Origin of the sequence: Streptomyces sp. NBC_00523, from assembly GCF_036346615.1 — a bacterium.
Lineage (GTDB): Bacteria > Actinomycetota > Actinomycetes > Streptomycetales > Streptomycetaceae > Streptomyces.
This window is the reverse complement of sequence record NZ_CP107836.1, coordinates 1,353,809-1,379,655: the sequence shown is the minus strand read 5'-3', so window position 1 is coordinate 1,379,655 and position 25,847 is coordinate 1,353,809. Positions and strand designations below refer to the sequence as shown.

At 72.3% G+C, this 25,847-nt stretch carries 26 protein-coding genes; 20 read left to right on the top strand and 6 right to left on the bottom strand.

Annotated elements, in window-relative coordinates; all coding sequences use genetic code 11:
• The first annotated feature begins 8 nt into the window (after positions 1-8).
• From OHS17_RS06200 to OHS17_RS06145, 12 genes are all read left to right on the top strand, one after another.
• Complete coding sequence (locus tag OHS17_RS06200) at positions 9-1,268, top strand: MFS transporter (RefSeq protein WP_330311359.1); 1,260 nt, start codon at positions 9-11, stop codon at positions 1,266-1,268.
• A 9-nt stretch (positions 1,269-1,277) separates the two neighbouring features.
• Positions 1,278-2,639: a Pup--protein ligase gene (gene pafA / locus OHS17_RS06195; RefSeq protein WP_026171599.1), complete on the top strand. Its 1,362-nt coding sequence runs from the start codon at positions 1,278-1,280 to the stop codon at positions 2,637-2,639.
• 142 nt (positions 2,640-2,781) lie between these two features.
• The gene (locus tag OHS17_RS06190) at positions 2,782-3,744 is read left to right on the top strand and encodes an FKBP-type peptidyl-prolyl cis-trans isomerase (RefSeq protein WP_018103748.1); all 963 of its coding nucleotides are present in this window, start codon (positions 2,782-2,784) and stop codon (positions 3,742-3,744) included.
• Positions 3,745-3,787: 43 nt separating this feature from the next.
• Complete coding sequence (locus OHS17_RS06185) at positions 3,788-4,162, top strand: FKBP-type peptidyl-prolyl cis-trans isomerase (protein ID WP_330311358.1); 375 nt, start codon at positions 3,788-3,790, stop codon at positions 4,160-4,162.
• A 149-nt stretch (positions 4,163-4,311) separates the two neighbouring features.
• Positions 4,312-5,265 carry a helix-turn-helix transcriptional regulator gene (locus tag OHS17_RS06180; protein ID WP_018103750.1) on the top strand — a complete coding sequence of 318 codons (954 nt, stop codon included), beginning with the start codon at positions 4,312-4,314 and terminating at the stop codon, positions 5,263-5,265.
• A 14-nt stretch (positions 5,266-5,279) separates the two neighbouring features.
• Positions 5,280-6,236 carry a helix-turn-helix transcriptional regulator gene (locus OHS17_RS06175; protein ID WP_018103751.1) on the top strand — a complete coding sequence of 319 codons (957 nt, stop codon included), beginning with the start codon at positions 5,280-5,282 and terminating at the stop codon, positions 6,234-6,236.
• 16 nt (positions 6,237-6,252) lie between these two features.
• Complete coding sequence (locus OHS17_RS06170) at positions 6,253-6,531, top strand: hypothetical protein (RefSeq protein WP_018103752.1); 279 nt, start codon at positions 6,253-6,255, stop codon at positions 6,529-6,531.
• Between the two features lie 14 nt (positions 6,532-6,545).
• Positions 6,546-6,743: a hypothetical protein gene (locus tag OHS17_RS06165; RefSeq protein WP_073864441.1), complete on the top strand. Its 198-nt coding sequence runs from the start codon at positions 6,546-6,548 to the stop codon at positions 6,741-6,743.
• Positions 6,744-6,962: 219 nt separating this feature from the next.
• Positions 6,963-7,250 carry a Sec-independent protein translocase subunit TatA gene (gene tatA, locus OHS17_RS06160; RefSeq protein WP_026171600.1) on the top strand — a complete coding sequence of 96 codons (288 nt, stop codon included), beginning with the start codon at positions 6,963-6,965 and terminating at the stop codon, positions 7,248-7,250.
• A gap of 51 nt (positions 7,251-7,301) precedes the next feature.
• On the top strand, positions 7,302-8,252 hold the full coding sequence (gene tatC / locus OHS17_RS06155; protein WP_330311357.1) for a twin-arginine translocase subunit TatC: 951 nt from the start codon (positions 7,302-7,304) through the stop codon (positions 8,250-8,252).
• A 17-nt stretch (positions 8,253-8,269) separates the two neighbouring features.
• Positions 8,270-9,175 (top strand): diacylglycerol kinase, encoded by a 906-nt coding sequence (locus OHS17_RS06150; RefSeq protein WP_330311356.1) that lies wholly within the window; start codon positions 8,270-8,272, stop codon positions 9,173-9,175.
• 44 nt (positions 9,176-9,219) lie between these two features.
• Entirely contained in the window at positions 9,220-12,054 is a 2,835-nt protein-coding gene (locus tag OHS17_RS06145) for a DEAD/DEAH box helicase (RefSeq protein WP_330311355.1), read from the top strand.
• A gap of 98 nt (positions 12,055-12,152) precedes the next feature.
• Here the strand turns inward: OHS17_RS06145 and OHS17_RS06140 are convergent, their stop codons facing one another.
• From OHS17_RS06140 to OHS17_RS06130, 3 genes are all read right to left on the bottom strand, one after another.
• Positions 12,153-12,599, bottom strand: a complete 447-nt coding sequence (locus OHS17_RS06140; protein WP_198957071.1) for an SPW repeat protein — start codon at positions 12,597-12,599, stop codon at positions 12,153-12,155.
• 183 nt (positions 12,600-12,782) lie between these two features.
• Positions 12,783-13,430 (bottom strand): fasciclin domain-containing protein, encoded by a 648-nt coding sequence (locus OHS17_RS06135; protein ID WP_330311354.1) that lies wholly within the window; start codon positions 13,428-13,430, stop codon positions 12,783-12,785.
• A gap of 110 nt (positions 13,431-13,540) precedes the next feature.
• On the bottom strand, positions 13,541-15,091 hold the full coding sequence (locus OHS17_RS06130) for a molybdopterin-dependent oxidoreductase (RefSeq protein WP_330315167.1): 1,551 nt from the start codon (positions 15,089-15,091) through the stop codon (positions 13,541-13,543).
• 228 nt (positions 15,092-15,319) lie between these two features.
• Here OHS17_RS06130 and OHS17_RS06125 point away from each other — a divergent pair, with 228 nt between their 5' ends.
• Genes OHS17_RS06125 through OHS17_RS06105 form a run of 5 tightly spaced genes read left to right on the top strand, consistent with a single transcriptional unit; the run spans position 15,320 to position 20,721 of the window.
• Positions 15,320-16,594, top strand: coding sequence for an NAD(P)/FAD-dependent oxidoreductase (locus OHS17_RS06125; RefSeq protein ID WP_330311353.1), 1,275 nt, complete (start codon positions 15,320-15,322; stop codon positions 16,592-16,594).
• Positions 16,591-17,313 (top strand): DUF1365 domain-containing protein, encoded by a 723-nt coding sequence (locus OHS17_RS06120; protein WP_330311352.1) that lies wholly within the window; start codon positions 16,591-16,593, stop codon positions 17,311-17,313. The genes OHS17_RS06125 and OHS17_RS06120 overlap by 4 nt, the downstream gene beginning before the upstream one ends.
• Positions 17,310-18,593, top strand: coding sequence for a cyclopropane-fatty-acyl-phospholipid synthase family protein (locus OHS17_RS06115; RefSeq protein ID WP_330311351.1), 1,284 nt, complete (start codon positions 17,310-17,312; stop codon positions 18,591-18,593). Before OHS17_RS06120 ends, OHS17_RS06115 begins: the two co-directional genes overlap by 4 nt.
• On the top strand, positions 18,590-19,921 hold the full coding sequence (locus OHS17_RS06110) for a cyclopropane-fatty-acyl-phospholipid synthase family protein (protein WP_330311350.1): 1,332 nt from the start codon (positions 18,590-18,592) through the stop codon (positions 19,919-19,921). The genes OHS17_RS06115 and OHS17_RS06110 overlap by 4 nt, the downstream gene beginning before the upstream one ends.
• On the top strand, positions 19,918-20,721 hold the full coding sequence (locus OHS17_RS06105; RefSeq protein WP_330311349.1) for a DUF1295 domain-containing protein: 804 nt from the start codon (positions 19,918-19,920) through the stop codon (positions 20,719-20,721). The genes OHS17_RS06110 and OHS17_RS06105 overlap by 4 nt, the downstream gene beginning before the upstream one ends.
• A 48-nt stretch (positions 20,722-20,769) precedes the next feature.
• On the opposite strand, the gene OHS17_RS06100 is transcribed toward OHS17_RS06105, so the two are convergent.
• Together OHS17_RS06100 and OHS17_RS06095 are read right to left on the bottom strand one after the other, a co-directional pair.
• The gene (locus tag OHS17_RS06100; protein ID WP_330311348.1) at positions 20,770-21,531 is read right to left on the bottom strand and encodes an anti-sigma factor; all 762 of its coding nucleotides are present in this window, start codon (positions 21,529-21,531) and stop codon (positions 20,770-20,772) included.
• Positions 21,528-22,112, bottom strand: a complete 585-nt coding sequence (locus tag OHS17_RS06095; RefSeq protein WP_026171604.1) for a sigma-70 family RNA polymerase sigma factor — start codon at positions 22,110-22,112, stop codon at positions 21,528-21,530. The genes OHS17_RS06100 and OHS17_RS06095 overlap by 4 nt, the downstream gene beginning before the upstream one ends.
• A 219-nt stretch (positions 22,113-22,331) precedes the next feature.
• Here OHS17_RS06095 and OHS17_RS06090 point away from each other — a divergent pair, with 219 nt between their 5' ends.
• The 3 genes from OHS17_RS06090 to OHS17_RS06080 all read left to right on the top strand — a co-directional run bounded on the left by OHS17_RS06090 (position 22,332) and on the right by OHS17_RS06080 (position 24,949).
• Positions 22,332-22,967, top strand: a complete 636-nt coding sequence (locus OHS17_RS06090; RefSeq protein WP_330311347.1) for a PadR family transcriptional regulator — start codon at positions 22,332-22,334, stop codon at positions 22,965-22,967.
• Between the two features lie 195 nt (positions 22,968-23,162).
• On the top strand, positions 23,163-24,173 hold the full coding sequence (locus OHS17_RS06085) for an ATP-binding cassette domain-containing protein (RefSeq protein ID WP_330311346.1): 1,011 nt from the start codon (positions 23,163-23,165) through the stop codon (positions 24,171-24,173).
• On the top strand, positions 24,170-24,949 hold the full coding sequence (locus tag OHS17_RS06080; protein WP_330311345.1) for an ABC transporter permease: 780 nt from the start codon (positions 24,170-24,172) through the stop codon (positions 24,947-24,949). The genes OHS17_RS06085 and OHS17_RS06080 overlap by 4 nt, the downstream gene beginning before the upstream one ends.
• A gap of 55 nt (positions 24,950-25,004) precedes the next feature.
• Here OHS17_RS06080 and OHS17_RS06075 read toward each other — a convergent pair whose 3' ends face one another.
• Entirely contained in the window at positions 25,005-25,847 is an 843-nt protein-coding gene (locus OHS17_RS06075) for a siderophore-interacting protein (RefSeq protein WP_330311344.1), read from the bottom strand.

Here is a 25,847-nt window from a genome sequence, read left to right as displayed (position 1 = left end):
GGCGGGACATGGCCGCGGGATATCTGGACATCCTCCGGGCGCGGCACGCCGCCAGGCTGTTGACGGGCACCCTGGTGGGACGGCTGCCGAACGGCACGGCGAGCATCGCAATCGTGCTGTTCGTCCGGGCCGAGGGCGGCAGCTACAGCATCGCGGGCGCGCTCGCGGCGGTGTACGGGCTGGCCACGGCGGTCGGGCAGCCGCTGCTCGGCCGGGCGGTGGACCTGTACGGGCAGCCGCGCGTCCAGCTGCCCGCCGCCGTCGTCTCCGCGCTCGGCATGGCCGTCCTCGCCGTGGCCGGGACCGGCTCGCTCGCCCTCGCCTACGCGGCGGTGGCGGTGGCCGGTCTCTTCACGCCCCCGCTGGAGGGCGGCCTGCGGGCGCTGTGGCCGAGCGTGCTGGGCGGTGAGGAGCGGGTGCACCGGGCCTACGCCATGGACGCCGTCGCGCAGGAGATCATGTTCACCGCGGGGCCCCTGCTCGTGACGCTCCTGGTCGCCCTCTGGTCGCCTGCCACGGCGCTGCTGGTCATCAACGCGATCGGGGTGCTCGGCGCGCTCTCGGTCGTGCTCTCGGAGCCCTCGCGGGCCTGGCGCTCCGCCCCGCGCGAGGCGCACTGGCTGGGCGCGCTGCGCTCGCCCGGGCTCCTGGCGCTGCTCGGCTCGTTCTTCTTCGTGGGCCTGGCGCTGGGCTCGATCACGGTGGCCGCGATGGCGTACGCGGACGACCGGGGCCGGGAATCGGTGTACGGCTGGCTGATGGCCGCGCTAGGCCTCGGCGCCCTGCTCGGCGGGGTGGTGTACGGGGCGCGGCAGTGGGCGGGGGCGCCGGAGCGGCGGCTGCGGGTCATCGTGGCGCTGCTCGCGGTGGGCTATCTGCCGCTGGTGCTGACGCCCGGCCCGGTCGCGATGACCGTGCTGGCGGCCGTCTCCGGGGTGTTCCTCGCCCCGGCCGTCGCGTGCTCGTTCATCGTGGTCGACCGGCACGCGCCCCGGGGGACGGTGACGGAGGCGTTCTCGTGGCTCGTGACGACCTTCGGGGTGGGCGCGGCCGTGGGGACGGCGGTGGCCGGTCCGGCCGTCGAGCTGGGCGGGACGGCGTGGAGCTTCGCGGTCGCGGGGGCCGGTGGAGTGGCGGCGCTGCTCGTTCTCCTGGCCACCGGATCGGTACTCGCGGCTCCCGCCCGTACCGCCGTAGCGGTGCACGGGTCGGAAAATGATCGAAACGGTGCCGTCGAACCCGGTTTCAGCTCGGGCCATCAGGCGTAATGTTCAGTCATGGACCGCCGCATTTTCGGGCTGGAGAACGAGTACGGCGTCACGTGCACGTTCAGGGGACAGCGCCGACTGTCTCCTGATGAAGTGGCGCGCTACCTCTTCCGCCGTGTTGTGTCATGGGGCCGCAGCAGCAATGTCTTTCTGCGGAACGGCGCCCGCCTCTACCTCGACGTGGGATCGCATCCGGAATATGCAACCCCCGAATGCGACAACCTGACCGAACTGGTCACCCACGACAAGGCCGGCGAGCGCATTCTCGAGGGCCTGCTCGTCGACGCCGAACGCCGCCTGCACGAGGAGGGAATCGCCGGCGACGTCTATCTCTTCAAGAACAACACCGACTCCGCGGGAAACTCCTACGGCTGCCACGAGAACTACCTCGTGGCCCGGCACGGGGAATTCTCCCGCCTCGCGGACATCCTCATTCCCTTCCTCGTCACCAGGCAGCTGATCTGCGGCGCCGGCAAGGTGCTCCAGACCCCCCGGGGCGCGGTCTACTGCGTCAGCCAGCGTGCCGAGCACATCTGGGAGGGCGTCAGCTCCGCGACGACGCGCTCCCGCCCGATCATCAACACCCGCGACGAGCCGCACGCGGACGCGGAGCGCTACCGCCGCCTCCACGTCATCGTCGGGGACTCCAACATGTCCGAGACGACCATGCTGCTCAAGGTCGGCGCGACCGATCTGGTGCTCCGCATGATCGAGGCGGGCACGGTGATGCGTGACCTGACCCTGGAGAACCCGATCCGGGCGATCCGCGAGGTCAGCCACGACACCACCGGGCAGCGCAAGGTCCGCCTCGCCAGTGGCCGGGAGGCGTCGGCCATAGAGGTGCAGCGCGAGTACTACGAGAAGGCCGTGGACTTCGTGGACCGCCGCGGCATCCGCACCGGCAACGTCGAGCGCGTCCTCGAACTCTGGGGCCGCACGCTCGACGCGATCGAGGCCGAGGACCTCGACCGGATCGACACCGAGATCGACTGGGTCATGAAGTACAAGCTCATCGAGCGGTACCGGGCCAAGCACAACATGACCATGTCGAATCCGCGGGTCGCGCAGATAGACCTCGCCTACCACGACATCCACCGCCGGCGGGGGCTGTACTACCTGCTGGAGCGCAAGGGGCAGGCCGCCCGCATCTGCAACGACCTGAAGATCTTCGAGGGCAAGTCGGTGCCCCCGCAGACGACCAGGGCGCGGCTGCGCGGGGACTTCATCCGGCGGGCCCAGGAGCAGCGGCGGGACTTCACCGTCGACTGGGTGCACCTCAAGCTCAACGACCAGGCGCAGCGCACGGTGCTGTGCAAGGACCCGTTCCGGTCGGTGGACGACCGGGTGGAGAAGCTGATCGCGGGTATGTGAGGCGCAGGATACGCTCCGGCGTCGGCGCGACTCGGGCCCCGTACGTTCCTCGTACGGGGCCCTTCGCACGGCCTAGAGTGGCGGGGTCCCCGGACCCCCGGGGCGTGTCCCCCACATATGCCGTCTGAGATCTGAGGAACCAGTGCGCCGACTTGCCGGCCTTCTCGTCGTCCCCCTGCTGCTGTTGTCGTCAGCGGCCTGCGGCAGCGACGACGACAAGGGCTCCGACTCCGCTTCCGCCTCCGCGTCCGCCCCCTCCAAGGGCGGCTTCCCCGCCATCACCGCGGGCGAGAAGTTCGGCGAGAAGCCCACCCTGGCCAAGGGCACGGGTACGCCGCCCAAGGAGCTGAAGACCAAGGTCATCAGCGAGGGCGACGGCGCGAAGCTGAAGAACGGCGACGTCACCCAGGTCAACTACCTCGGCCAGGCGTACGACTCCACCAAGCCGTTCGACAACAGCTTCGACCGCAAGCAGCCGTTCGACCTGACGCTCGGCGCAGGCATGGTCATCCAGGGCTGGGAGAAGGGCCTGGTCGGCCAGAAGGTCGGCAGCAGGGTTCAGCTGGTCATCCCGCCGGACCTCGGTTACGGGGCCCAGGGCCAGGGCGACATCAAGCCGAACGCCACGCTGGTCTTCGTCGTGGACATCCTGAAGGCGAAGCAGATCCCGGCCTCGGCCAAGGGCACCGCCGTCGCCCAGGACAACATGGACCTGCCGAAGGTGGGCACCAACACCGACGGCAAGGCGCCGAGCCTGACCATCCCGAGCAAGGTCACCCCGCCGAAGAAGCTGGTCTCCAACTACGTGCTGGAGTCCAAGGGCGACGTGGTCAAGGAGACCGACTCGGTCGTCGTGAACTACGTGGCCAAGCTCTGGAAGGACGGCAAGGAGTTCGACAACACGTACACCACGGGCAAGACGCAGACCTTCCCGCTGGCGCAGGTCACCCTCAAGGGTCTGAAGGACGGCCTGGTCGGCAAGAAGATCGGCAGCCGGGTGCTGCTGGTCGTGCCGCCGGACCAGGGCCTCGGTGACAAGGAGCAGTCGGGCGTGCCCGCCAACTCCACGCTGGTCTTCGCCGTGGACCTCCTGGCGAAGATGTAAGACTGTCCCGGTTGCCCAGTTCATCTGTAAGAGGAGCAAGTCAGTGAGCATCGAGAAGCCCGAGATCGACTTCCCGGGTGGCGAGCCGCCGGCCGACCTGGAGATCAAGGACATCTGGGAGGGCGAGGGCGCCGAGGCCAAGGCCGGCCAGACGGTCTCCGTCCACTACGTGGGTGTCGCCTTCTCCACCGGCGAGGAGTTCGACGCCTCCTGGAACCGCGGCACTCCGCTGCAGTTCCAGCTCGGTGCCGGCCAGGTCATCGCGGGCTGGGACAAGGGCGTGCAGGGCATGAAGGTCGGCGGCCGTCGCCAGCTGACCATCCCCGCGCACCTCGCCTACGGTGACCGCGGCGCCGGCGGCGGCGCGATCGCCCCGGGCGAGACGCTGATCTTCGTCTGCGACCTGGTCGCCGTCTGATCCGCGCATAGCAGCACCAGGGCCCGCACCGCGAGGTGCGGGCCCTGGTGCCGTGGTGGGCAACGCTTGCCCACCACAGCACCGGCTTTTGTCCGGACACCCCGGGGCGGTACGGTCGAGCGTCGTAGAGCACGAGGGAAAGGGCGCCGATGGCGATTGCCAAGGCCGAGCGGCTGATGAATCTGGCGCTGTGTCTGCTGGGGACCCGGCGCCCGCTCAGCAAGCGCGAGCTGCGCGGCTCCATCGAGGCGTACCTCGAAGCGGCCTCCGACGACGCCTTCAACCGGATGTTCGAGCGCGACAAGGACGACCTGCGCGAGCTCGGCCTGGTCATCGAGACCGTGGAGAACCTGGACGGCGACACCGGCTACCTCGCCCGCCGCGACAGCAACCGGCTGCCGCCCATCACGCTGGACGCCGAGGAGGCCGCCGCGCTCGGCCTGGCCGCCAAGGTCTGGCAGCAGGCCCGCCTCGCCGGCGCGGCCAGCGGGGCGCTGCAGAAGCTGCGCGCGGCCGGGATGCCCGAGACCGAGGACGCGTACGAGGTGCACAGCGCCCTCGAACCCCGCATCCCCGTCCACGAGGCCGCGTTCGAACCCCTGATGCTGGCCTGCCGCGACCGCCGCCCGGTCACCTTCGACTACCGCAAGGCCAACGCCGCCCAGCCCGAGCAGCGCCAGGTCGAGCCGTGGACCCTGGAATGCTGGCGCGGCCACTGGTACCTCGCCGGCTGGGACCGCGAGCGCGGCGCCGAGCGCGTCTTCCGGCTCTCCCGGATCACCGGCAAGGTGCGCTCCCGGGCCGGCGCCTTCACCGCCGAGGTGCCCGACGTGGTCACCGTCCGCGAGACCGTGGAGAGCTGGGCCGGGGAGACGGCCACCCGGACCGCCCTGATCCGGCTCCGCACCGACTCCGGCTACCCGCTGCGCGCCCGCGCCCTGTCGGTCCGGGAACTCGGGAACGGGTGGGACGAGTTGGAGATCCCGTACGGACACGGGCTGGACGCCTGGCTCGTGGAGTTCGGGCCCGACGTCGTCGTCACCGGACCCGAGGACCTGCGGGCCGACGTGGTGGACCGGCTGCGCGCCGTGGCCAAGGACTGAGGGGACCGACTTCCATGGCCACGAACGCCATCGACCAGACGCGCCGGATGCTCTCCCTGGTGACGTACCTGCGCGAGCGCCCCGGCGCCCACGTCCAGGACGTCGCCCGGGCCTTCGGGATCACCGAGGACGAGCTGATCTCCGACCTGGACGTGCTGCCCATGTGCGGGACCAGCTTCCGGGGCGGCGACCTGCTCGACATCGACACTGACGGCGACCGCATCTGGTGGCACAACGCGGACGACGTCGCCGAACCGCTGCGGCTCGCCGCCGACGAGGCGACGGCCCTGCTGGTCGCCGCCCGCGCCGTGGCGACCCTGCCCGGGCTGCGCGAGAGCGACCGGCAGGCGCTGCTGCGGGCCACCGCCAAGCTGGAGACCGCCGCCGGAGAGGTGGGCGCCGCCAGCTCCCGGCTCTCGGTCACCTTCGAGTCCGAGGGCGGCGTCTTCGCCGAGGTGGACCGGGCGATCTCGGAGCGGCGCCGGCTCTGGCTGCGCTACTACTCGCCCGCCCGCGACGAGCTCACCGAGCGCGAGGTGGACCCGATCCGGCTCTTCGCCGTCGGGCACACCTATATGGAGGCGTGGTGCCGCTCCTCCGAGGACCGGCGCACCTTCCGCCTCGACCGGGTCGCCGAGATCCGGCTCCTCGACGAGCCCGCCGCCCCGCCCGAGCTGGAGCTGCGGGACCTGTCCGAGGGGCTCGTCCAGCCGGCCGCCGAGGACCCGGAGGTCGTGATCGAGGTCGGCCCCGGCGGGCGCTGGGTCGCCGAGTACTACCCGCACGACCGGGCGGAGGAACGGCCCGACGGCGGTCTGCGGATCACCCTGCGCACCCCGGACCCGGCCTCGCTGCGCCGGCTCGCGCTGCGGCTCGGCCGGGAGGGGCGCATCGTCTCGCCCCCGGAGCTGGCCGGAAGCGCGCGGAGTGCGGCGCGGGCGGCGCTCGCCGCGTACGACGGCACGGCCTGAGGGGGCGGCCGCACCCATGGGCCACCTGTCCGCGCTGCCGGGCCGCGCCGCCGTACCCACCGTGGCGGTGCCGGAGTCGGCGCGCTTCAAGGCCGCCTGCCCGGACTGCCGTGCGCGGTTCGAGCTGGCGGCGGCGGAGTTCCGGCTGGTGATCGGCGCGACCAGCCGCACCACGTTCTACTCCTTCACCTGCCCCGACTGCGCCGCGTGCGTCCGTAAGCCGGCGGGGGAGCGGATAGTGGAGCTCCTGACCGACGGCGGCGTCCGCACGCTGCGCCTGCACACCGGCTCCTGAAAGGCTCCTCGCGCATGTTCTGGCCCATGCTCGCCATCGCCCTGGGATTCCTAGGAATCGCCGTGCTCGGCACGCTGGCCATCAGGGTGTTCACCGAGGCCCAGCGCCTCGGCCACCAGGTGACCCGCACCACGGAACGCATCAACCGCGCCGCCGACGACCTGGAACGCGCGGCCGAACGGCTCGCCGCGACGGGGAAGGCCAGGCCCTAGAGGGCCCGTGGACGCGGCCTCCTGTTTCGGAGGCCCGGGAGGTACGCTGCTGCAGGACGGCCCAGGCAGGGAGGTGCGGGCCGCTATCGAAAGTATGCACGGGCATTGCCTCGCGTTTACTCCCGCGGGTTACGATCGCTGCCGGCGAATGGTCGGATGTGTATCCGCCACTCAAGGGCAGCGAGCCCACCTCCAGCCGCCTCAGCTAGAAGGAAGCACATCATGGGCAATCTGAAGCCTCTCGAGATCGTACTGATCATCGCTGTCATCCTGCTGTTGTTCGGCGCCAAGAAGCTTCCCGACATGGCCCGTTCGCTCGGCAAGTCGGCCCGCATCCTCAAGAGCGAGGCCAAGGCCATGAAGAAGGACGACGAGCCGACGGCCCCCGCCACCACGGACGCCCCCGCCGACGCCCCGCAGGCCGCCGCCCGTACGATCCAGGCCGCGCCCGGCGACGTCACGAGCTCCCGTCCGGTGAGCGAAGCGAAGCCCACCACCCAGAGCTGACCGCGCTGACGGATTCTTCCGCCGGCCGCCGCACGAGACGAGGGAAGTGGGTTGCTCAAGTCTGCCCGCAAGCAGGAGAAGGACAGCGAGGGGCGGATGCCTCTCGCTGATCACCTGCGAGAGTTGCGTAACCGACTGCTGATCGCGGTTGTGGCGATCCTCGTGATCACCGCGATCACGGCCTTCTTCTACCAGGACCTGATCACCTTCCTGATCAAGCCCATCCTGGAGTCGGTCGGCTGCGCCCATGGCGAGGCGAGGCAGCTCAACGGCAAGCCGTGTGCCGAGATGACGGTGAACGGAATCGTCGCCCCGTTCTCCATCGCCCTCAAGGTCTCCCTCATGGCAGGGGTGGTGATCTCCTCCCCGGTCTGGCTGTACCAGTTGTGGGCGTTCCTCGCGCCCGGCCTGCACAAGCACGAGAAGCGGTACGCGCTCTCCTTCGTGGGCGTCGGTGCGCCGCTCTTCCTGGCGGGCGCGAGCCTCGCCTACCTGCTGATGCCGCAGACCGCGTCGGTGCTGCAGGAATTCACCCCCGACGACACGAAGCCCCTGCTGCCGGTCGACGAGTACCTCGACTTCATCACGCGCATGGTGGTCGTGTTCGGCCTCGCCTTCGAGCTGCCGCTGCTGCTCGTCCTGCTGAACTTCACCGGGATTCTCACGGCCAAGCGACTCGCCTCCTGGTGGCGCTGGATGGTCATGGGCATCACGATCTTCGCCGCCGTGGCGACCCCGACCGGGGACCCGCTCACGATGATCACGCTGGCCGCGCCCATCGTGCTGCTCTACTACCTCGCCCTCGGCGTCTGCATGGCCAACGACCGGCGCCGGAAGCGGAACAACCCGGACGCCGACCTCGATGACGACGAGGCGTCGGATCTGGACCTCACCCCCGAGGACATCGGCGACATGGAGCAGGTGTCGGCGTCCCCGACGGTGCCCGGCCAGTCCGACGGCGGACGGTCCTCCGCGCGCGACGGTTACGACGACATCACCTGACCTTGTAGGGTCCCCGGGTGACCAGCGAGATCACCCTCTTCGTCAATCCCACCGCGGGACGCGGCCGGGGCGCGCGAGCCGCGCAGCCGGCCGCTTCCGCGTTGCGGGCGGCCGGCTTCTCCGTACGCACGATCCTCGGCGAGGACGCCGGTGACGCGCTGCGCCGGGCCCGGAACGCGGTCGCGGAGGGGACCGGCGCGCTCATAGCCGTCGGCGGGGACGGGCTCATGTCGCTGGCGCTCCAGGCGGTCGCCGGGACGCTCACCCCGCTCGGCGTGGTGGCGGTGGGGACCGGTAACGACTTCGCGCGCGCCCTGGACCTGCCGATACGCGACCCGGAGGCGGCGGGACGGCTCGCCGCCGACGCGCTCAAGGGCCGGGCGCCGGTGCGCGAGACCGACCTCGGCCGGGCCGGGGAGCGCTGGTTCGGCTCCGTGCTCGCCTCCGGCTTCGACTCCCGGGTCAACGACCGGGGCAACCGGATGCGCTGGGGCGGCCGCTTCAAGTACGACCTGGCGATCCTCGCCGAGCTGGCCGCCTTCAAGCCGGTCACGTACCGCATGACCCTCGACGGGGGGCCGCCCCGGGAGCTCCGGGCGACGCTCGTCGCGGTGGGCAACGGCACCTCGTACGGCGGCGGCATGCGGATGTGCGCCGACGCGGACATGGGCGACGGGCTCTTCGACATCACGGTGGTCGGCGAGTGCAGCCGTACGACCCTGCTCAAGGTCTTCCCCCGGGTGTACAAGGGAACGCACCTCAGCCACCCCGTCGTCACCGTGCACCGGGCCTCGTCGGTCACCCTCGAAGCCGTCGGCGTCACCGCCTACGCGGACGGCGAACCGCTCGGCGCGCTCCCGCTGACCGCCACCTGCGTGCCGAAGGCGGTACGGGTTCTCGGAGCCCGGACCATGGGCGATTAAAGATCGCGTCACTGTCAGAGGTGGCGGGTAGGCTCGACAGCAAGATGACAGACGACCTCTCACCAGCTGAGCGCTACCAGGCTTCCCGGCTCCGGGCGGCCGAGCAGGCGACCGCTCTCGGGCCGTTCCGCGAGATGTACGACTTCGATCTCGACCCGTACCAGATCGAGGCGTGCAAGGCGCTGGAGGCCGGGAAGGGCGTGCTCGTCGCCGCCCCCACCGGCTCGGGCAAGACGATCGTCGGCGAATTCGCCGTGCACCTCGCCCTGGAGCAGGGCCGCAAGTGCTTCTACACCACCCCGATCAAGGCCCTGTCGAACCAGAAGTTCGCCGACCTGGTCCGGCGCTACGGCTCCGACAAGGTCGGCCTGCTCACCGGTGACAACAGCGTCAACGCGGACGCCCCGGTCGTCGTCATGACCACCGAGGTCCTGCGGAACATGCTGTACGCGGGCTCCCAGGCGCTGAACGGCCTCGGACACGTGGTCATGGACGAGGTCCACTACCTCTCCGACCGCTTCCGGGGCGCCGTCTGGGAAGAGGTGATCATCCACCTCCCCGAGTCGGTCACCCTGGTCTCCCTCTCGGCGACCGTGTCCAACGCGGAGGAGTTCGGCGACTGGCTGGACACCGTGCGCGGCGACACCGAGGTGATCGTCTCCGAGCAGCGGCCCGTCCCGCTGTGGCAGCACGTGCTGGCCGGGCGACGGATGTACGACCTCTTCGAGGAGGAGACCGACCACGGAGGCCGCGGCACCGGCCGCCGCGAGGTCAACCCCGACCTCGTCCGCCTCGCCCGTATGGAGAACCAGCGCGGGTACAACCCGCGCGAGCGCCGACGCGGCAAGATGGTCCGCGAGGCCGACCGCGAGCGCGAGCGGCGTCAGCGCAGCCGGATCTGGACGCCCTCGCGCCCCGAGGTCATCGACCGGCTGGACGCCGAGGGGCTGCTCCCCGCGATCACGTTCATCTTCAGCCGGGCCGCCTGCGAGGCCGCCGTCCAGCAGTGCCTGCACGCCGGGCTCCGGCTCAACGACGAGGACAAGCGCCGCCTCGTGCGGGAGATCGTGGAGGAGCGGACGGCGTCCATCCCGTCCGAGGACCTGCACGTCCTGGGCTACTACGAGTGGCTGGAGGGCCTGGAGCGGGGCATCGCCGCGCACCACGCCGGGATGCTCCCGAGGTTCAAGGAGATCGTCGAGGAGCTGTTCGTCCGGGGCCTCGTCAAGGCGGTCTTCGCGACGGAGACGCTGGCGCTCGGCATCAACATGCCCGCCCGCTCGGTGGTCCTGGAGAAGCTCGTCAAGTGGAACGGCGAGCAGCACGCCGACATCACCCCCGGCGAGTACACCCAGCTCACCGGCCGGGCCGGGCGGCGCGGGATCGACGTCGAGGGCCACGCCGTGGTGCTCTGGCAGCGCGGCATGGACCCGGGCGCCCTCGCCGGACTCGCCGGCACCCGCACGTATCCGCTGCGCTCCAGCTTCCGCCCCTCGTACAACATGGCCGTGAATCTGGTCCACCAGTTCGGGCGGCACCGCTCGCGCGAGCTCCTGGAGACCTCCTTCGCGCAGTTCCAGGCGGACCGGTCGGTGGTCGGGATCTCCCGCCAGGTCCAGCGCAACGAGGAGGGCCTGGAGGGCTACCGCGAGGGGATGACCTGCCATCTCGGTGACTTCGAGGAGTACGCGCGGCTGCGCCGCGACCTCAAGGACCGGGAGACGGAGCTGGCCAAGCAGGGCGCCTCGCAGCGGCGGGCCGCCGCCGCTGCGTCCCTGGAGAAGCTGAAGCCCGGCGATGTCATCCATGTGCCGACCGGCAAGTTCGCCGGCCTCGCGCTCGTCCTCGACCCCGGGCTCGCGGCCGGGCGTACCAACGGGCACGGGCACCGCGGCATGGAGTACCACGACGGGCCCCGCCCGCTGGTGCTGACCGCCGAGCGGCAGGTGAAGCGGCTCGCCTCGATCGACTTCCCGGTGCCGGTGGAGGCCGTGGAGCGGATGCGGGTGCCGAAGTCGTTCAACCCGCGCTCGCCGCAGTCGCGCCGGGACCTGGCCTCCGCGCTGCGGACCAAGGCCGGGCACATCGTCCCGGACCGGCACCGCAAGGGGCGTGCCCCCGCCGCCGACGACCGCGAGATCGCGCGTCTGCGGGCCGAGCTGCGCGCCCACCCCTGCCACGGGTGCGACGAGCGCGAGGACCACGCCCGCTGGGCCGAGCGCTACCACCGGCTCCAGCGCGACACCCGGCAGCTGGAGCGCCGCATCGAGGGGCGCACCAACACCATCGCCCGCACCTTCGACCGGATCGTCGCCCTGCTCACCGAGCTCGACTACCTGCGCGGCAGCGAGGTCACCGAGCACGGGAAGCGGCTGGCCCGGCTCTACGGCGAGCTGGACCTGCTGGCGAGCGAGTGCCTTCGGGCAGGCGTCTGGGAGGGGCTGAACGCGGCGGAGCTCGCGGCGTGCGTCTCCGCCCTGGTGTACGAGGCGCGGCAGGCCGACGACGCGGTGGCGCCGAAGCTGCCGTCGGGGCCCGCGAAGACCGCGCTGGGCGAGATGGTCCGCATCTGGGGGCGGCTCGACTCCCTGGAGGAGGACTTCAAGATCAACCAGGCGGAGGGGGTCGGCCAGCGCGAGCCCGATCTCGGCTTCGCCTGGGCGGTGTACATGTGGGCGTCCGGCCGCTCGCTGGACGAGGTGCTGCGCGAGGCGGACATGCCGGCGGGCGACTTCGTGCGCTGGTGCAAGCAGGTCATCGATGTGCTGGGCCAGGTGGCCGCCGCCGCGCCGCGGGAGAACAGCACGGTGGCCCGGAGCGCCCGCAAGGCGGTCGAAGAGGTGCTGCGGGGCGTGGTGGCGTACAGCTCGCTGGGCTGAGACCCGCGGCCACGGGCCGGGACACGCGGAAGCCGGCCGGATCCCTTCGGGGCCGGCCGGCTTTCGTACGGGGTTTCCTTCCCCCGGGGGAGGACCGGCTAGGACCGGCCGCCTCGGCTCATTTTCATCGACGCGCCCGCGCAGACCAGTCCGAGCAGGGCGGTCAGTCCGCCGATGATGACGTTGTTGAGGATGACGCCGGTGTCCGGGCTGCTGCCCACCACCCAGGGCGAGATGATCATCCACGCACCCATGGCGCAGATGGCCCAGCTCAGGCCGTACATCCGCTGCGGCATCGCCGTGAACCCGAGGCCGAGCACGGCGATCGCGATGCCCATGACCAGGTTGTGCGTCACCAGGGCGGACTGCGAGGTGGTGAAGTGCAGCACCCACGGAGAGACGGCGCAGTAGAGACCGACCAGGAAGACCGGTGCGTCCACCAGCGCCACGTCGCGGCCGCCCATCACACGGGCGTAGCGGTCGCTCATTTCCGATACATCGGGGTGTCCGGCCATGTCGTGGCCGACGTGCGAGACGTTTGACATGAGTTTCGTCCCCTTCGGATCATGCGGACCCGGTCACCGCCACACGCGGGAAGTGGCCCGCACTGTCCATTCTGCTCTTATCCGTCGCTTATGTGTAGGTTCAAGTCGACTGGATTCCGCAGGATCCGCACCGGCCCGCCCGGGGCCCCGCGGTGGGCCGGTGGCCCACCGCGGGGGGTGTGATCAGGCGGCGGGCGGCATCAGGACCGTGTCCACGATGTAGACCGTGGCGTTGGCCGTGGGGACGTTGCCGCAGACGACCTTCGACGAGTCGTTCACGGTGTACGTCATGTCCGAGCCCGAGGTCGTCAGCTCGCCCTTCTCCAGGGTCTCGAAGGAGCCCTTCTCCAGCTGCGCCGGCGTCAGCTTCTGGCCCACCACGTGGTACGTGAGGACCTTGGTGAGCGCGGCCTTGTCGGCGAGGAGCTTGTCGAGGTCGGCCTTCGGGACCTTGGCGAAGGCGTCGTTGGTCGGGGCGAACACCGTGATGTTCTGGGCGTTGTTCAGGGTGTCGACCAGGCCGGCCTTCTTGACCGCGGTGACCAGGGTGGACAGGGCCGGGTTGTGCGAGGCGGCCGTGGCCACCGGGTCCTTCGCCATGCCGTTGAAGGAGCCCGCGCCGCTCTTCGGGACCGAGGCGCAGGCCGGGCCGAAGGGCTTGTCCGGGTCCATGGACTTCTCGGCGGACGGCGAGGCGGGGGCCTTCGCGGAGCTGGCGCTCGATCCGGACGCGCTGTCCTTGGAGTCGCTGGAGCAGGCCGTAAGGGCCAGCGGCAGGATCGCCGCCGCGGTGAGGGCGAGGGCGGCGCGGCGGGCGTGGATGACCTTCATGGTGTTCTCCTGTTGGGTAACCGGTTGATTGCGTACGGTAGTTGACTGGGGGTGCGCGAAGCCCGGGCGGACCTGCGCACGGCGTGGGGGAGGCGGCGGGCCCGCGGGGATCAGGTCACGTCGACCACCACCGAGTGCCGGCCCGTCGCCCCGTCCGGCACGGTGCCGGCGCGCCGGGCGGTCTGGACGGCGCCGGTCCCGTCGGTCGCACGGACCTCCAGGGTGTGGTTGCCCGGGGTGGCCTGCCATTCCCACACCCACTGGCGCCAGATGTCCCGGCCCGCCCCGGCGGCGAGCCGCGCCGGGTGCCAGGGGCCGCCGTCCACCCGGACCTCGACCCGGGTGATCCCGCGGTGCTGGGCCCAGGCCACCCCGGCGACCGCCACCGTGCCCGCCTTCGGGGACGCGAAGGGGCGCGGGGTGTCGATGCGGGCCTGGGTCTTGATGGGCGCCCGCCGGGACCAGGACCGCTTCACCCAGTACGCGTCGTACGCGTCGAAGGTGGTCAGCTCGATGTCCTTGATCCACTTGCAGGCCGACACGTATCCGTACAGGCCGGGGACGACCATCCGGACCGGGAAGCCGTGCTCGAAGGGCAGCGGCTCCCCGTTCATGCCGAAGGCGAGCAGGGCGTCGCGGCCGTCCATGACGTCCTCGACCGGGGTGCCGATCGTCATGCCGTCCACCGAACGCGCCACGAGCTGGTCGGCCCGGCCGCCCTCGGACGGGGGCCGCACCCCCGCCTCGCGCAGCAGGTCGGCCAGACGGACGCCGAGCCACCGGGCGTTGCCGACGTACGGCCCGCCCACCTCGTTCGAGACACAGGTCAGCGTGATGTTGCGCTCCACGGCCCGACGGCGCACCAGGTCCTCGAAGCCGAGCGTCACCGGACGGGTCACGCCCTTGCCGTGGATCCGCAGCCGCCACGCCCCGGCGTCCACCCTCGGCACGACCAGGGCCGTGTCGACGCGGTAGAAGTCCTTGTTGGGCGTGACGAACGGGCTCAGCCCCCGGACGTCCAGCTCCGCACCGGCCGGTACGGCGGGGGCGGGCGAGGCAGGCGCGGGGAGCTTCAGATCGCGCCGGGACGCCTCCGCCCCGGCCTGCACGGCCGAGGTGAGCCGCCGCCCCAGCAGCCCGGCCCCGGCCGAGACCACCGCAACGGCGCTCGCCGCGAGGACGAACCCGCGCCGGTCGAATCCGGTCGCGGCCCCTTCCCCCGAGGAGGGGGCCGCGGCCGGGGACAGCCGTCCGGCCAGGAAGTACAGCACCCCCGCGGCCAGCACGGCACCCACCACGGAGGGCAGGGCGTCGGAGACCCGGCCCTCGGGCCGGCCGATCGCCGCCACCGCCCCGACCGCGCCGAAGACCAGCACGGCCGCCGACCCGGCGATCCGGTGGCGGAGCGTCAGCAGCCCGACCGCCACGGCGAACAGCGCCAGGACCGCCAGGATGCCGAGCTCCAGGACCAGCTTGTCGTTGGTCCCGAAGTTCCGTACGGCGAAGTCCTTCAGCGCCGGGGGAGTGCGGTCGATCACCGCACCGCCCACCGCCGTGACCGGACCCGCCTCGGGACGCACCAGCGCCGCCACCAGCTCGGCGACCGCCAGGGCGCAGAACCCGGCGATGACTCCGCCGAGCGCGGCGCAGGCCGCACGCACCCAGCGGGACCGCCGGGGCACGACGGCCCCGCTCTCCGGATCGTTCCGATCTTCACTCACGACGGGAATTCGGTGCCGGACTGCGAGCGGATTGGTCTGTCACCCGATCGGATGAACGACGGGTTCCGCCAATCCGCCGGGCGACCCGCAACGAATCACTTCCAAAGAGGCATCCGCCGCGCCTCCGCCTCCGGGGGAGGGCGTCGGAGCCGGTCCGGAAGGAGCGCAATGAGCGACAGGCGGCGACGCACGGCCGTCGTGGGCAGCGGGGTGGCGGGGCTCACGGCCGCGCACATCCTGCGAAGGGCCCATGACGTGACGCTGTTCGAGGCGGACGACCGGGTGGGCGGCCACGCGCACACCCACGACCTGCCCGGGGCCGACGGCCGCGTCCACCACGTCGACTCCGGCTTCATCGTGCACAACCGGCGCACCTACCCCCACCTGCTCCGGCTCTTCGCCGAACTCGGCGTGCCCACCCAGGAGTCCGAGATGAGCATGTCCGTCCGGTGCGAGGGATGCGGCCTGGAATACGCGGGGGCACGCGGCCCGGCCGGTCTCCTCGCCCGGCCGGCGTCCTTCCGCGATCCCGCGTATCCCCGGATGCTCGCCGCCGTCCCCCGCTTCCACCGGCTGGCCCGGCGGCTGCTGCGGGACGGCGGACCGGACGCGGAGACGCTGACCCTGGGCGAGTTCGCCGCGCGCGGCCGCTTCTCGCCGTACTTCACCGCGCACTTCCTGACGCCCGTGGTGGCGGCGGTCTGGTCCTGCGACCCGGTGACCGCGATGCGCTACCCCGCGCGCTACCTGTTCCGCTTCCTGGACCACCACGGCATGCTCGCGATCGGCGGCTCCCCGGTCTGGCGGACCGTCACCGGGGGCTCGCGCGCGTACGTGGAGCGCGTGACCAAGCAGCTCTCCACCGTCCGCACCGCCACCCCGGTCCGCAGCGTCCGGCGGCGCGCCGACGGCGTCGGGATCACCACGGACGACGGCACCACCGAGCCCTTCGACCACGTCGTCGTCGCCACCCACCCCGACCAGGCCCTCCGCCTCCTCGCCGACCCCACCGACGACGAGACCCGCACCCTGGGCGCCTTCCGCTACTCCCGCAACGCGACCCTGCTGCACACCGACACCCGGCTGCTGCCCACGGCGCCCGGCGCCCGCGCCTCCTGGAACTACCTGATGCCGGACTGCGCCGCCGACGCCTCCCACGTCACCGTCAGCTACGACATGAACCGGCTCCAGCGGCTCGACGCCCCCGAGACCTACGTCGTCACGCTGAACGGCGCCGACCGGGTCGCCCCCGGCCTCGTCCGGGCCCGCATGCTCTACGAACACCCCGTCTACACCCCGGAGTCCGTGGGCGCCCAGGCCCGGCTGCCCGCCCTGTCCGGGCCGGTCACCGCCTACGCGGGCGCCTACCACGGCTGGGGATTCCACGAGGACGGCTGCCGCTCCGGCGCCGAGGCCGCGGCCGCGCTGGGGGTGGACTGGTGAACGCCCTCTACCCGTGCACGATCACCCACATACGGACCGCGCCCACCCGGTACGGCTTCCAGCACCGCACCTACCTGTGGCTGACCGACCCGGACGGGCCCCCGCCGCTCCCGCGCGCCCTGCGCTTCCTCGCCCGCTTCGACGCCCGCGACCACTTCGGCGGCACCGCCCCGACCATCCGGGCCGGGCTCGCCCGCTTCCTGGCCGCGCGCGGCGTCGACCTCGCCGACGGCACCGTCCTCATGCTGACCCAGGCCCGGGTCCTCGGCTACGTCTTCAACCCGCTCACCGTGTACTGGTGCCGGCGCGCCGACGGCACCCCGCTGTGCACGGTCGCCGAGGTGCACAACACGTACGGCGAACGCCACTGCTACCTGCTGCGCCCCGACGACCGGGGGCGGTCGGTCACCAGCAAGGAGTTCTACGTATCGCCGTTCTTCGGCACCGACGGCGCGTACTGGATGCGGCTGCCCGAACCGGGCCCGCAGCTGCGGCTGACGGTCCACCTGGAACGCTCCGGCACCCGCCCGTTCACCGCGACCGTCCGGGGCGAGCGACGCCCGGCGACCGCCCGCGTCCTGCTCGGCCTGGCCATGCGCCACCCCTGGTCCACGGCCGTCGCATCGGCCGCCATCCGCCTGCACGGCATACGCCTCTACCTGCGCGGGCTGCCCGTCCGGCCCCGCCCCGACCACCGCACCCAGGAGGGCATGCGATGACCGCCTCCACGTTCCGTACCCCGTCCGTGCCCGCCCCCGCCGCGCGCGTGGGCATCGACCCGGCACGCTGGCCGGACGTCGTGGCCCTGCCCCGTGCCTCCCGGCTCCGGACGGCCGTCGCCGAGCGGATCGTCCGCCGCGCCCTGGCCCGGCTGCCGCTGCGGGTGCGCCTCGGCGGACGGGAGGACATCGGGCTCGGCGGACCGCTGATGGACGTCCACGACCCGGACGCCTTCTTCCGCAGGATCGGCGCGGCCGGGCTCATCGGCTTCGGCGAGTCGTACATGGCACGGGAGTGGGACGCGCCCGACCCCGTCGGCGTCCTGACGGTCCTGGCCGGGCAGGTCGCCACCCTGGTCCCGCAGCCCCTGCAACGGCTGCGCGGACTGTGGGCGCGCCGCCACCCCGAGGCGCAGACCGGCACCCGCGAAGGGGCCCGGACGAACATCAGCCACCACTACGACCTGTCCAACGACCTGTTCGCGCTCTTCCTGGACGAGACGCTCAGCTATTCGTCGGCGCTGTTCCGCGGCTTCCCCGCCGAACCGGCCCTGCTCCCCGACGCGCAGCACCGCAAGATCGACCGGCTGCTTGACCTGGCCGCCGTCGGCCCCGGCACCCGGCTCCTGGAGATCGGCACCGGCTGGGGCGAACTCGCGCTCCGTGCCGCCGCGCGCGGCGCCCACGTCGTCTCCGTCACCCTCTCCCGGGAACAGCGCGATCTGGCCCTGCGGCGGATCGCGGCGGCGGGTCACGCGGACCGGGTCGACGTCCGGCTGTGCGACTACCGGGAGATCGAGGGGACGTACGACGCGATCGTCAGCGTCGAGATGATCGAGGCGGTGGGCGCGGAGTTCTGGCCCGCCTACTTCCGCACCCTGGACCGGCTGCTCGCCCCCGGGGGCCGGATCGCGCTCCAGGCCATCACCATGCCCGACGACCGCATGAGGGCCGGCCGGTCCACCTTCACCTGGATCCAGAAGTACATCTTCCCGGGCGGCCAGCTCCCGTCCACCGAGGCCATCGACCGGGTCACGGCCGCCCACACCGGACTGCGCGTGGAGCGCTCCGACGGCTTCGGCACGCACTACGCCGAAACGCTCAGGCTGTGGCGCGACCGCTTCACCGCGGAGGCGGAGGCCGTCGACGCCCTGGGCTTCGACGCGACCTTCCGCCGCATGTGGACCCTCTACCTCGCCTACTCCGAAGCGGGCTTCCGCTCCGGCTACCTCGATGTGCGGCAGCTGCTGCTGACCCGTCAGGAACAGGAAACGGCATGACACTCACCGACAAGCGCCCCGCCCACGGGGCCGCCCAGCGCATCGAGCCCCTGGCCGAGCAGTTCCTCGGCGGCCGGCTCCCGGTCAGGGTGCGCATGTGGGACGGCAGCGAGACCGGCGCCGCCGACGGCCCCCTGATCCACGTACGGACCCGCCGCGCCCTGCGCCGCCTCCTGTGGGAACCGGGCGAACTCGGCCTCGCGGAGGCGTACATCACCGGGGACATCGACATCGAGGGCGACCTCGCCGAGGGCCTGCGGGCCGTGCACCGCGCCGTACGCGAACGCGGACTCGCCGCACCCCGGCCGCGCCTCGCCGACCGGCTGCGCGCCGCCGGCACCGCCGTGCGCCTGGGTGCGGCCGGGCCCCGGCCGCCCGTGCCCGCCGCCCGGGCCACCGGACTCGACGGCGCCCTGCACAGCAAGGCCCGCGACCGGGCCGCGATCAGCCACCACTACGACCTCTCCAACGCCTTCTACGCCCTCCTCCTGGACGAGACGATGGCGTACTCCTGCGGCTACTGGACCAGCGACGACCCGGCCTACGGGTCCGCCGACGCGCAGCGCGACAAGCTGGAGCTGATCTGCGGCAAGCTCGGGCTGCGCCCCGGTGCGCGGCTGCTGGACATCGGCTGCGGCTGGGGCTCGCTGACGCTGTACGCGGCCGAGCGGCACGGCGTCCGCGTCACCGCCGTCACCCTCGCCGCCGAACAGGCCGCCCATGTGCGCCGACAGGTCTCCGAACGCGGCCTGGACGACCTGGTCGAGGTGCGCTGCCGCGACTACCGCGACATCGCGGACGCCCCCGACCACGAGGGCGGCTACGACGCGGTGTCCACCATCGAGATGGGCGAGCACGTCGGGGACGCCCAGTACCCGGCCTTCGCCGCGACCCTGCACGGCATGGTCCGCCCGCGCGGCCGGGTGCTCGTCCAGCAGATGTCGCGCGGGCGGGATGCGCCGGGCGGCGGCGCGTTCATCGAGGCGTACATCGCGCCCGACATGCACATGCGACCGCTGGGCGAGACCGTCGCGCTGCTGGAGGGCGCCGGTCTGGAGGTGCGCGACGTCCACGGGCTGCGGGAGCACTACGTCCGGACCGTCGACGCCTGGCGCCGGACCCTGGAGGAGAACGAGGCGCGCTTCACGGACCTGGTCGGCGAGGAGACCGTACGGGTGTGGCGGCTGTACCTGGCCGGTGGCGCCCTCGCCTTCGCGGAGCGGCGGATGGGCGTGGACCAGATCCTCGCCGTACGGCCCGCTGGTGACGGGGGGTCGGGGATGCCGGCCACCCGCGAGGCGTTGCGCACCGTCGGGGACGCGTCATGAGCGGCTTCGCCTGGGAGGCGTTCGCGCGGGGCCTCGCGCCCTGCGCGGGCGCCGCGCTGGTCGTCCTGCTCGTCGCGTTCGCCGCCGGGGTCCGCAAGGGCATGCACCGGGGCGTGGACGTCGCCTGGGGTCTCGGCTTCGCCGCCGTCGCCCTCGTCTCGTACGGCCTGTCGGCGGGGGAGGGGGACGCCACGCGCCGCCTCCTCGTCACGGCGCTCACCACGGTCTGGGGGGTGCGCCTGGCGTGGCACATCGCCCGGCGCGGACGCGGTCACGGCGAGGACCCGCGCTACGCGAAGATGCTCGCGAAGGCGCCCGGCAACCCGGACCTCTACGCCCTGCGGAAGGTGTACCTCCTCCAGGGCGCCCTGGTCTGGCTGATCTCGCTCCCTGTGCAGGCGGGCGGCTACCTCACCGGGCCGGTGAACGCCCTCGCCTGGGCCGGGGCCGCGCTCTGGGCGCTCGGCATGTTCTTCGAGGCGGTGGGCGACCACCAGCTCGCCCGGTTCAAGGCCGACCCCGGCAACCGGGGGAGGATCATGGACCGGGGGCTCTGGTCCTGGACCCGGCACCCCAACTACTTCGGGGACTTCTGCGTCTGGTGGGGCCTGTTCCTGATCGTCTGCCAGGCCCCGGCCGCCGCGGCCGCCACGCTGGTCGCGCCCGCCCTGATGACGTATCTGCTCATCGGCGGCAGCGGCAAGGCCCTCCTGGAACGGCACATGGCCGACCGCCCCGGCTTCGCCGCGTATGCCGCGCGCACCAGCGGCTTCTTCCCGCGCCCGCCGCGCCGTGGCTGAACGCACGCGCGGACCGTGCGCCCGGGGGACCGTCCCCGGGCGCACGCCTCACGCGGGGAACTCCATCAGTGCCACCGGGTCCGAGGTCGGCCGCGCCGAACCGCCCGCCGGTTCCACGGTGATGCCCATGCCCGTGGCCCCGTCCACCGGCCCGTCGAGCAGCGTCGTGTACGTGGTCGAGGACGGGCCCGACGCGCGCAGCAGGCCCGCCGAACGCATCGTGCCGCCGTCGTCGAACCACAGCTGGTAGACCTTGCCGCTGGGCGCCTCGGCCAGCCCCGTGGCCAGGAACACCGCCCGGTCCTCGCTGCGGGAGACCACCACCGTGCCCTGCGCCCCGTCGTCCAGCGTGCCGGACGAGGTCTTCGCGTCGGGCGCGGCGAGGACCCGGGCCACCTGCTCGGCCCGGAGCCCGGCCGCGTCCGCCCGCTGCCGGGCGTCCCGGGCCTCCTGGTGCTGCCAGACGGCGATCCCGCCGAAGCCCACCGCCGCGGCGAGGCACGCGGCCAGGGCGAACCGGGACCACCGGGCCGCCCCGCCCCGCCGGTCCGGCGAGCGCCCGCGGCGGGGGAGGGCGGGCGGCTCCTGGCGTACGGTCGTGATCTCCCGGAGCACCCGCTCCCGCAGCTCGCGGGGGGCGGGCGCGGCGACGGCGAGACCGAGGCGGGTCGCGGTCTCGGAGAGCTCGCGCACCTCGGTGGAGCAGGCTTCGCAGTCGCCCAGGTGCCGTTCGAAGTCCCGGCGTTCGGTGTCCGGCAGGGCGTGCAGGGCGTAGGCGCCCGTCAGTGTGTGGAGTCCGGCGTCGGTCATGAGGTCACCCCGAGGCAGTCGCGCATCCGGATCAGCCCGTCGCGCAGTCGAGTCTTGATCGTGCCGAGCGGTACCGCGAGCAGTTCGGCCACCTCGCGATAGGTCAGCCCCCGGTAGTACGCCAGGGTGACGGACTCCCGCTGGATCTCGGACAGCGTCCGCATGCAGCGGCGCACCTGCTCGCGTTCCAGCCGGGTCTCGACCTGTTCGGTGACCTCGTCGAAGGCGGGCGTGCGGTCGAGCAGGGCGGCCTTGTGCTCGCGGGCGGCCGACGCCTGCGCGGAGCGGACCCGGTCGACGGCGCGGCGGTGGGCGAGGGTCAGCACCCAGTTCATGGCGCTGCCCCGGGCGGCCTGGAAGCGGGACGCGGTGCGCCACACCTCCACCAGGACCTCCTGGGCGACCTCCTCCGACTGGGCGGGATCGCGCAGCACATTGCGGACGAGCCCGAGCACCGGGCCGCTCACCGCGTCGTAGACCTGGGCGAACGCGTCCTGGTCGCCCCGGGCGACCTGCCCCATCAACTCCTGGAGATCGGGCCCCGCCGAGGCCATTCCGCTGATGTACACGGCTTCTTTCACGCGGGGTTCCCTTCGGTGGTCATCGCTCTCCGGGGGTGATTCGGAGCCGGTGCCCTGGCGGATTGGCCGGAATCCGGGGATCCTTCCACGACTTCCCGGCGGTCCGCTCAGAAACGACTCCGAGAATCGCGATACATCGCGGTTGACCCGTCGTCGGAAATCGAGCTATGTTCGGCTACGAGTATTCGTGAACGAGGAAGTCTGCGGAGGTGGGCGGCGGTGGCCAAGCGGCGCAAGCTCGGCAATCCGCTGGCGCTCACGGTGATGGTGCTGCTCGCCGAGCGGTCCATGCATCCGTACGACATCGCCCAGACCCTCCGCAGGCGCGGCAAGCAGCACAGCGTGAAGATCAACTTCGGTTCGCTGTACACCGTCGTCCAGAACCTCGAGAAGCACGGCTACGTCGAGGTGACGGGCGTACAGCGCCAGGGCAACCGCCCGGAACGCACGCTGTACGGCCTCACCGAGGCCGGGCGCGCCGAGATGCTGCACTGGCTGTCCGACCTGATCGCCGTGCCGGCCGAGGAGTACCCGGTCTTCGACACGGCGCTGGCCCTGCTCCCCGCGCTGCCCCCGGAGGAGGTGGGGGAACTCCTCGCGGACCGCGAGCAGGCGCAGACCGTGCGGGCTGCCGCGCTGCGCGGGGTCCTCGCCCAGCTCGGGGGCTCGCTGCCCCGCGTCTTCGTCGTGGAGACGGAGTACCAGCTCCACATGCTGGAGGCGGAGCTGGAGTGGATCGCCACGTTCCGCCAGGAGATCGGCGAGGCCACCATCAGCGGCATCGAGGAGTGGAGGTCGTTCCACGAGACCGGCGAGGTCCCGCAGGACTGGCAGGACCTCGACGACCTGGAGTAAAGACGAAAAAAAGACCCCGGCGGGACTGTTGCAGCAGTCCGCGCCGGGGTCTTGAACCCCAATGCCGGACCACCGTGGAGGCGGCCCGGGCGATCGAGGTGCGGCACACCCAGGATAGCCCGGCACTTCTCAGGCGGACCGGCCCGACGGCGTCCGGGCAACCGGACGCCCGGCCGACCACAGGAGAGCTCCGTCATGAGCACCCGTGCGCCCGCTGTCGAGGCGCGACAACTCGTCAAGACCTATCCGGGAGGGGTCACCGCACTGCGCGGCATGGACCTCACCGTCACCGCCGGCACCGTCTTCGGGCTCCTCGGGCCCAACGGCGCCGGGAAGTCCACCACCGTCAAGATCCTCACCACCCTCGCCCGCCCCGACTCCGGGACCGCGTCCGTCGCCGGGCACGACGTCCTCGCCCACCCGGACCGGGTGCGCCGCGCGATCGGTGTCGTCGCCCAGAAGTCCGGCGCCGACCCGGTCGCCACCGGCCGCGAGAACCTGCTCCTCCAGGGCCGGCTGTACGGGATGCGCGGGGCCGCCGTGCAGCGCCGCGCCGATGAGCTGCTGGCGCGGTTCGCCCTCGCGGACGCCGGGAAGCGCCTGGTCAAGGGGTACTCGGGCGGCATGCTGCGCCGCCTGGACGTGGCGCTCGGGCTGATGCACCGCCCCGAGGTGCTGTTCCTGGACGAGCCGACGACCGGGCTCGACCCGGAGGCCCGGACGGCGATGTGGGACGAGATAGCCCGGCTGGCCGGTGACGAGGGCCTGACCATCGTCCTCACCACGCACTACCTGGAGGAGGCGGACCGGCTCGCGGAACGCATCGCGATCGTGGACCGCGGCCGGATCGTGGTCGAGGGCACCCCCGACGAGCTCAAGGGCGAGCTGCGCGGCGACGCCGTCCATGTGGAGCTGCGCGCGGACGCCGGTCCCGAGGCCGTCACCGCGCTCGCCGGGCTGCCCGGGGTGCACGAGGCGGTGGCCGAGGGGCGCCGGGTCAGCGTCCGGGCCGAGGACGGCGCAGCCGCCGTACCGGTGCTGCTGGCCGCCCTCGAACGGGCCGGGGCCACCGTCGCGACGGCCACCGTCGCCCGGCCCTCGCTGGACGACGTCTATCTGCGGTACGCCGGACGCCGCTTCCAGGACGCGGAGTCGGAGGACGCGGCGACCGCCCCCGAGCCGGCCCTCGCGGGAGGTGCCCGATGAGCAGTCAGGTCCTTTCTGACACCTGGTACATGACGCAACGCCAGCTGATGGCGATCCTCCGGCAGCCCGTCTTCCTGGCGATGGCCCTGATCCAGCCGGTGATCTGGCTCTTCCTCTTCGGCAACCTGTTCCGGAAGGTGGTGGAACTCGGCGGCTTCGGCACCACCTCGTACCTGGACTACCTGGTCCCCGGCATCGTCGTGATGAGCGCCCTCGGGTCGAGCATGTGGGCCGGGATGGGCACCCTGGAGGAGATCGAGCGCGGCACGCTCAACCGCTTCCTGACCACGCCGGTCAGCCGGAACGCCCTGATGAACGCCAACGTCGTGCAGAACGGCATCGCCAACACCGTCCAGTCCGTGGTCATCCTGCTGCTCGGCTGGGCGGCCGGGGCCGGCTACCCGGGCGGGGCTGCCGGCCTGCTGATCCTGGTCGCCGCCTCGGTGCTGCTCGGCACCGTCTTCGGAGCGCTCTCGAACGCCGTGGGCATGATCGTGCGGGAGCGGGAGTCGATCATCGGCATCAACACCTTCCTGCTGATGCCGCTCACCTTCCTGTCCACGTCCTTCATGGCGCCCAGTCAGATGCCCGGCTGGATGCGGGACGTCGCGGCCTTCAACCCGGTCAACTGGGCCATGGTGGCGGGACGTTCCGCGCTGGGCGCCGACCCCGACTGGCAGCTGGTCGGCACCCGTTGCGGCGGGCTGCTGCTGCTCGCCGTGGCCGCCGTGGCGTTGTCGACCCGCACGTTCCGCTCGTACCAGAAGTCCGTCTGACGGAACAGCTGTGCCCCGGTCCACCGGACCGGGGCACAGCTTCGCCTACGAGAGGTCAGGCCGCGCTCTCCTGCTCGCGCTCGACCTGCTCGTTCCACTCGCGCTTGACGGAGCGCCAGGCCTCGTCGTCGTGGCCGAGGCGCCAGTAGCCGGAGATCGACAGCTGGGAGGCCGGGATCTCGCGCTCCAGGCGCAGGTGGCGGCGGATCTCCTTGACGAAGCCCGCCTCGCCGTGCACGAAGGCCTGGACCCGGCCGGACGGGAACTCCAGTCCCGTCACCGCCTCGGTGAGCGCCGCGCCGACGGGCCGTCCGGCCCGGTGCAGCCAGGTGACCTCCACGCCGTCCGGCGTGGCGATCTTCTGCTCCTCCGCCGCGTCCGCCACCTCGACGTACGCGTGCACCACCGCACCCGCCGGCATCTGCTCCAGCGCGGCGGCGACGGCCGGCAGCGCGCTCTCGTCGCCCACCAGCAGGTGCCAGTCCGCCGAGGCGTCGGGGGCGTAACCGCCGCCGGGGCCCAGGAACGTCACCTGGTCGCCCGGCTTCGCGCCCGCCGCCCAGGGCCCGGCGAGGCCCTCGTCGCCGTGCACCACGAAGTCGATCGCCAGCTCCCGGGCGGCCGGGTCCCAGGAACGCACCGTGTAGGTACGGGTGGTGGGCCACAGCTCGCGGGGGTACTCCTCGCGGATGCGGGCCATGTCGAAGGGGTGGGTGTAGTCCGCGCTCTCGGGGGCGAAGCACAGTTTGACGTAATGGTCGGTGAAGCCCGCGAGCGCGAACTCGGCGAGACCGTCGCCGCCGAGCACCACCCGGGTCATGTGCGGGGTGATCTGCTCGGTGCGCAGCACGTGCGCCCCCTGAGCCTTCGGTGCCCGCCGCTCCGGTCGTTCTGCCAC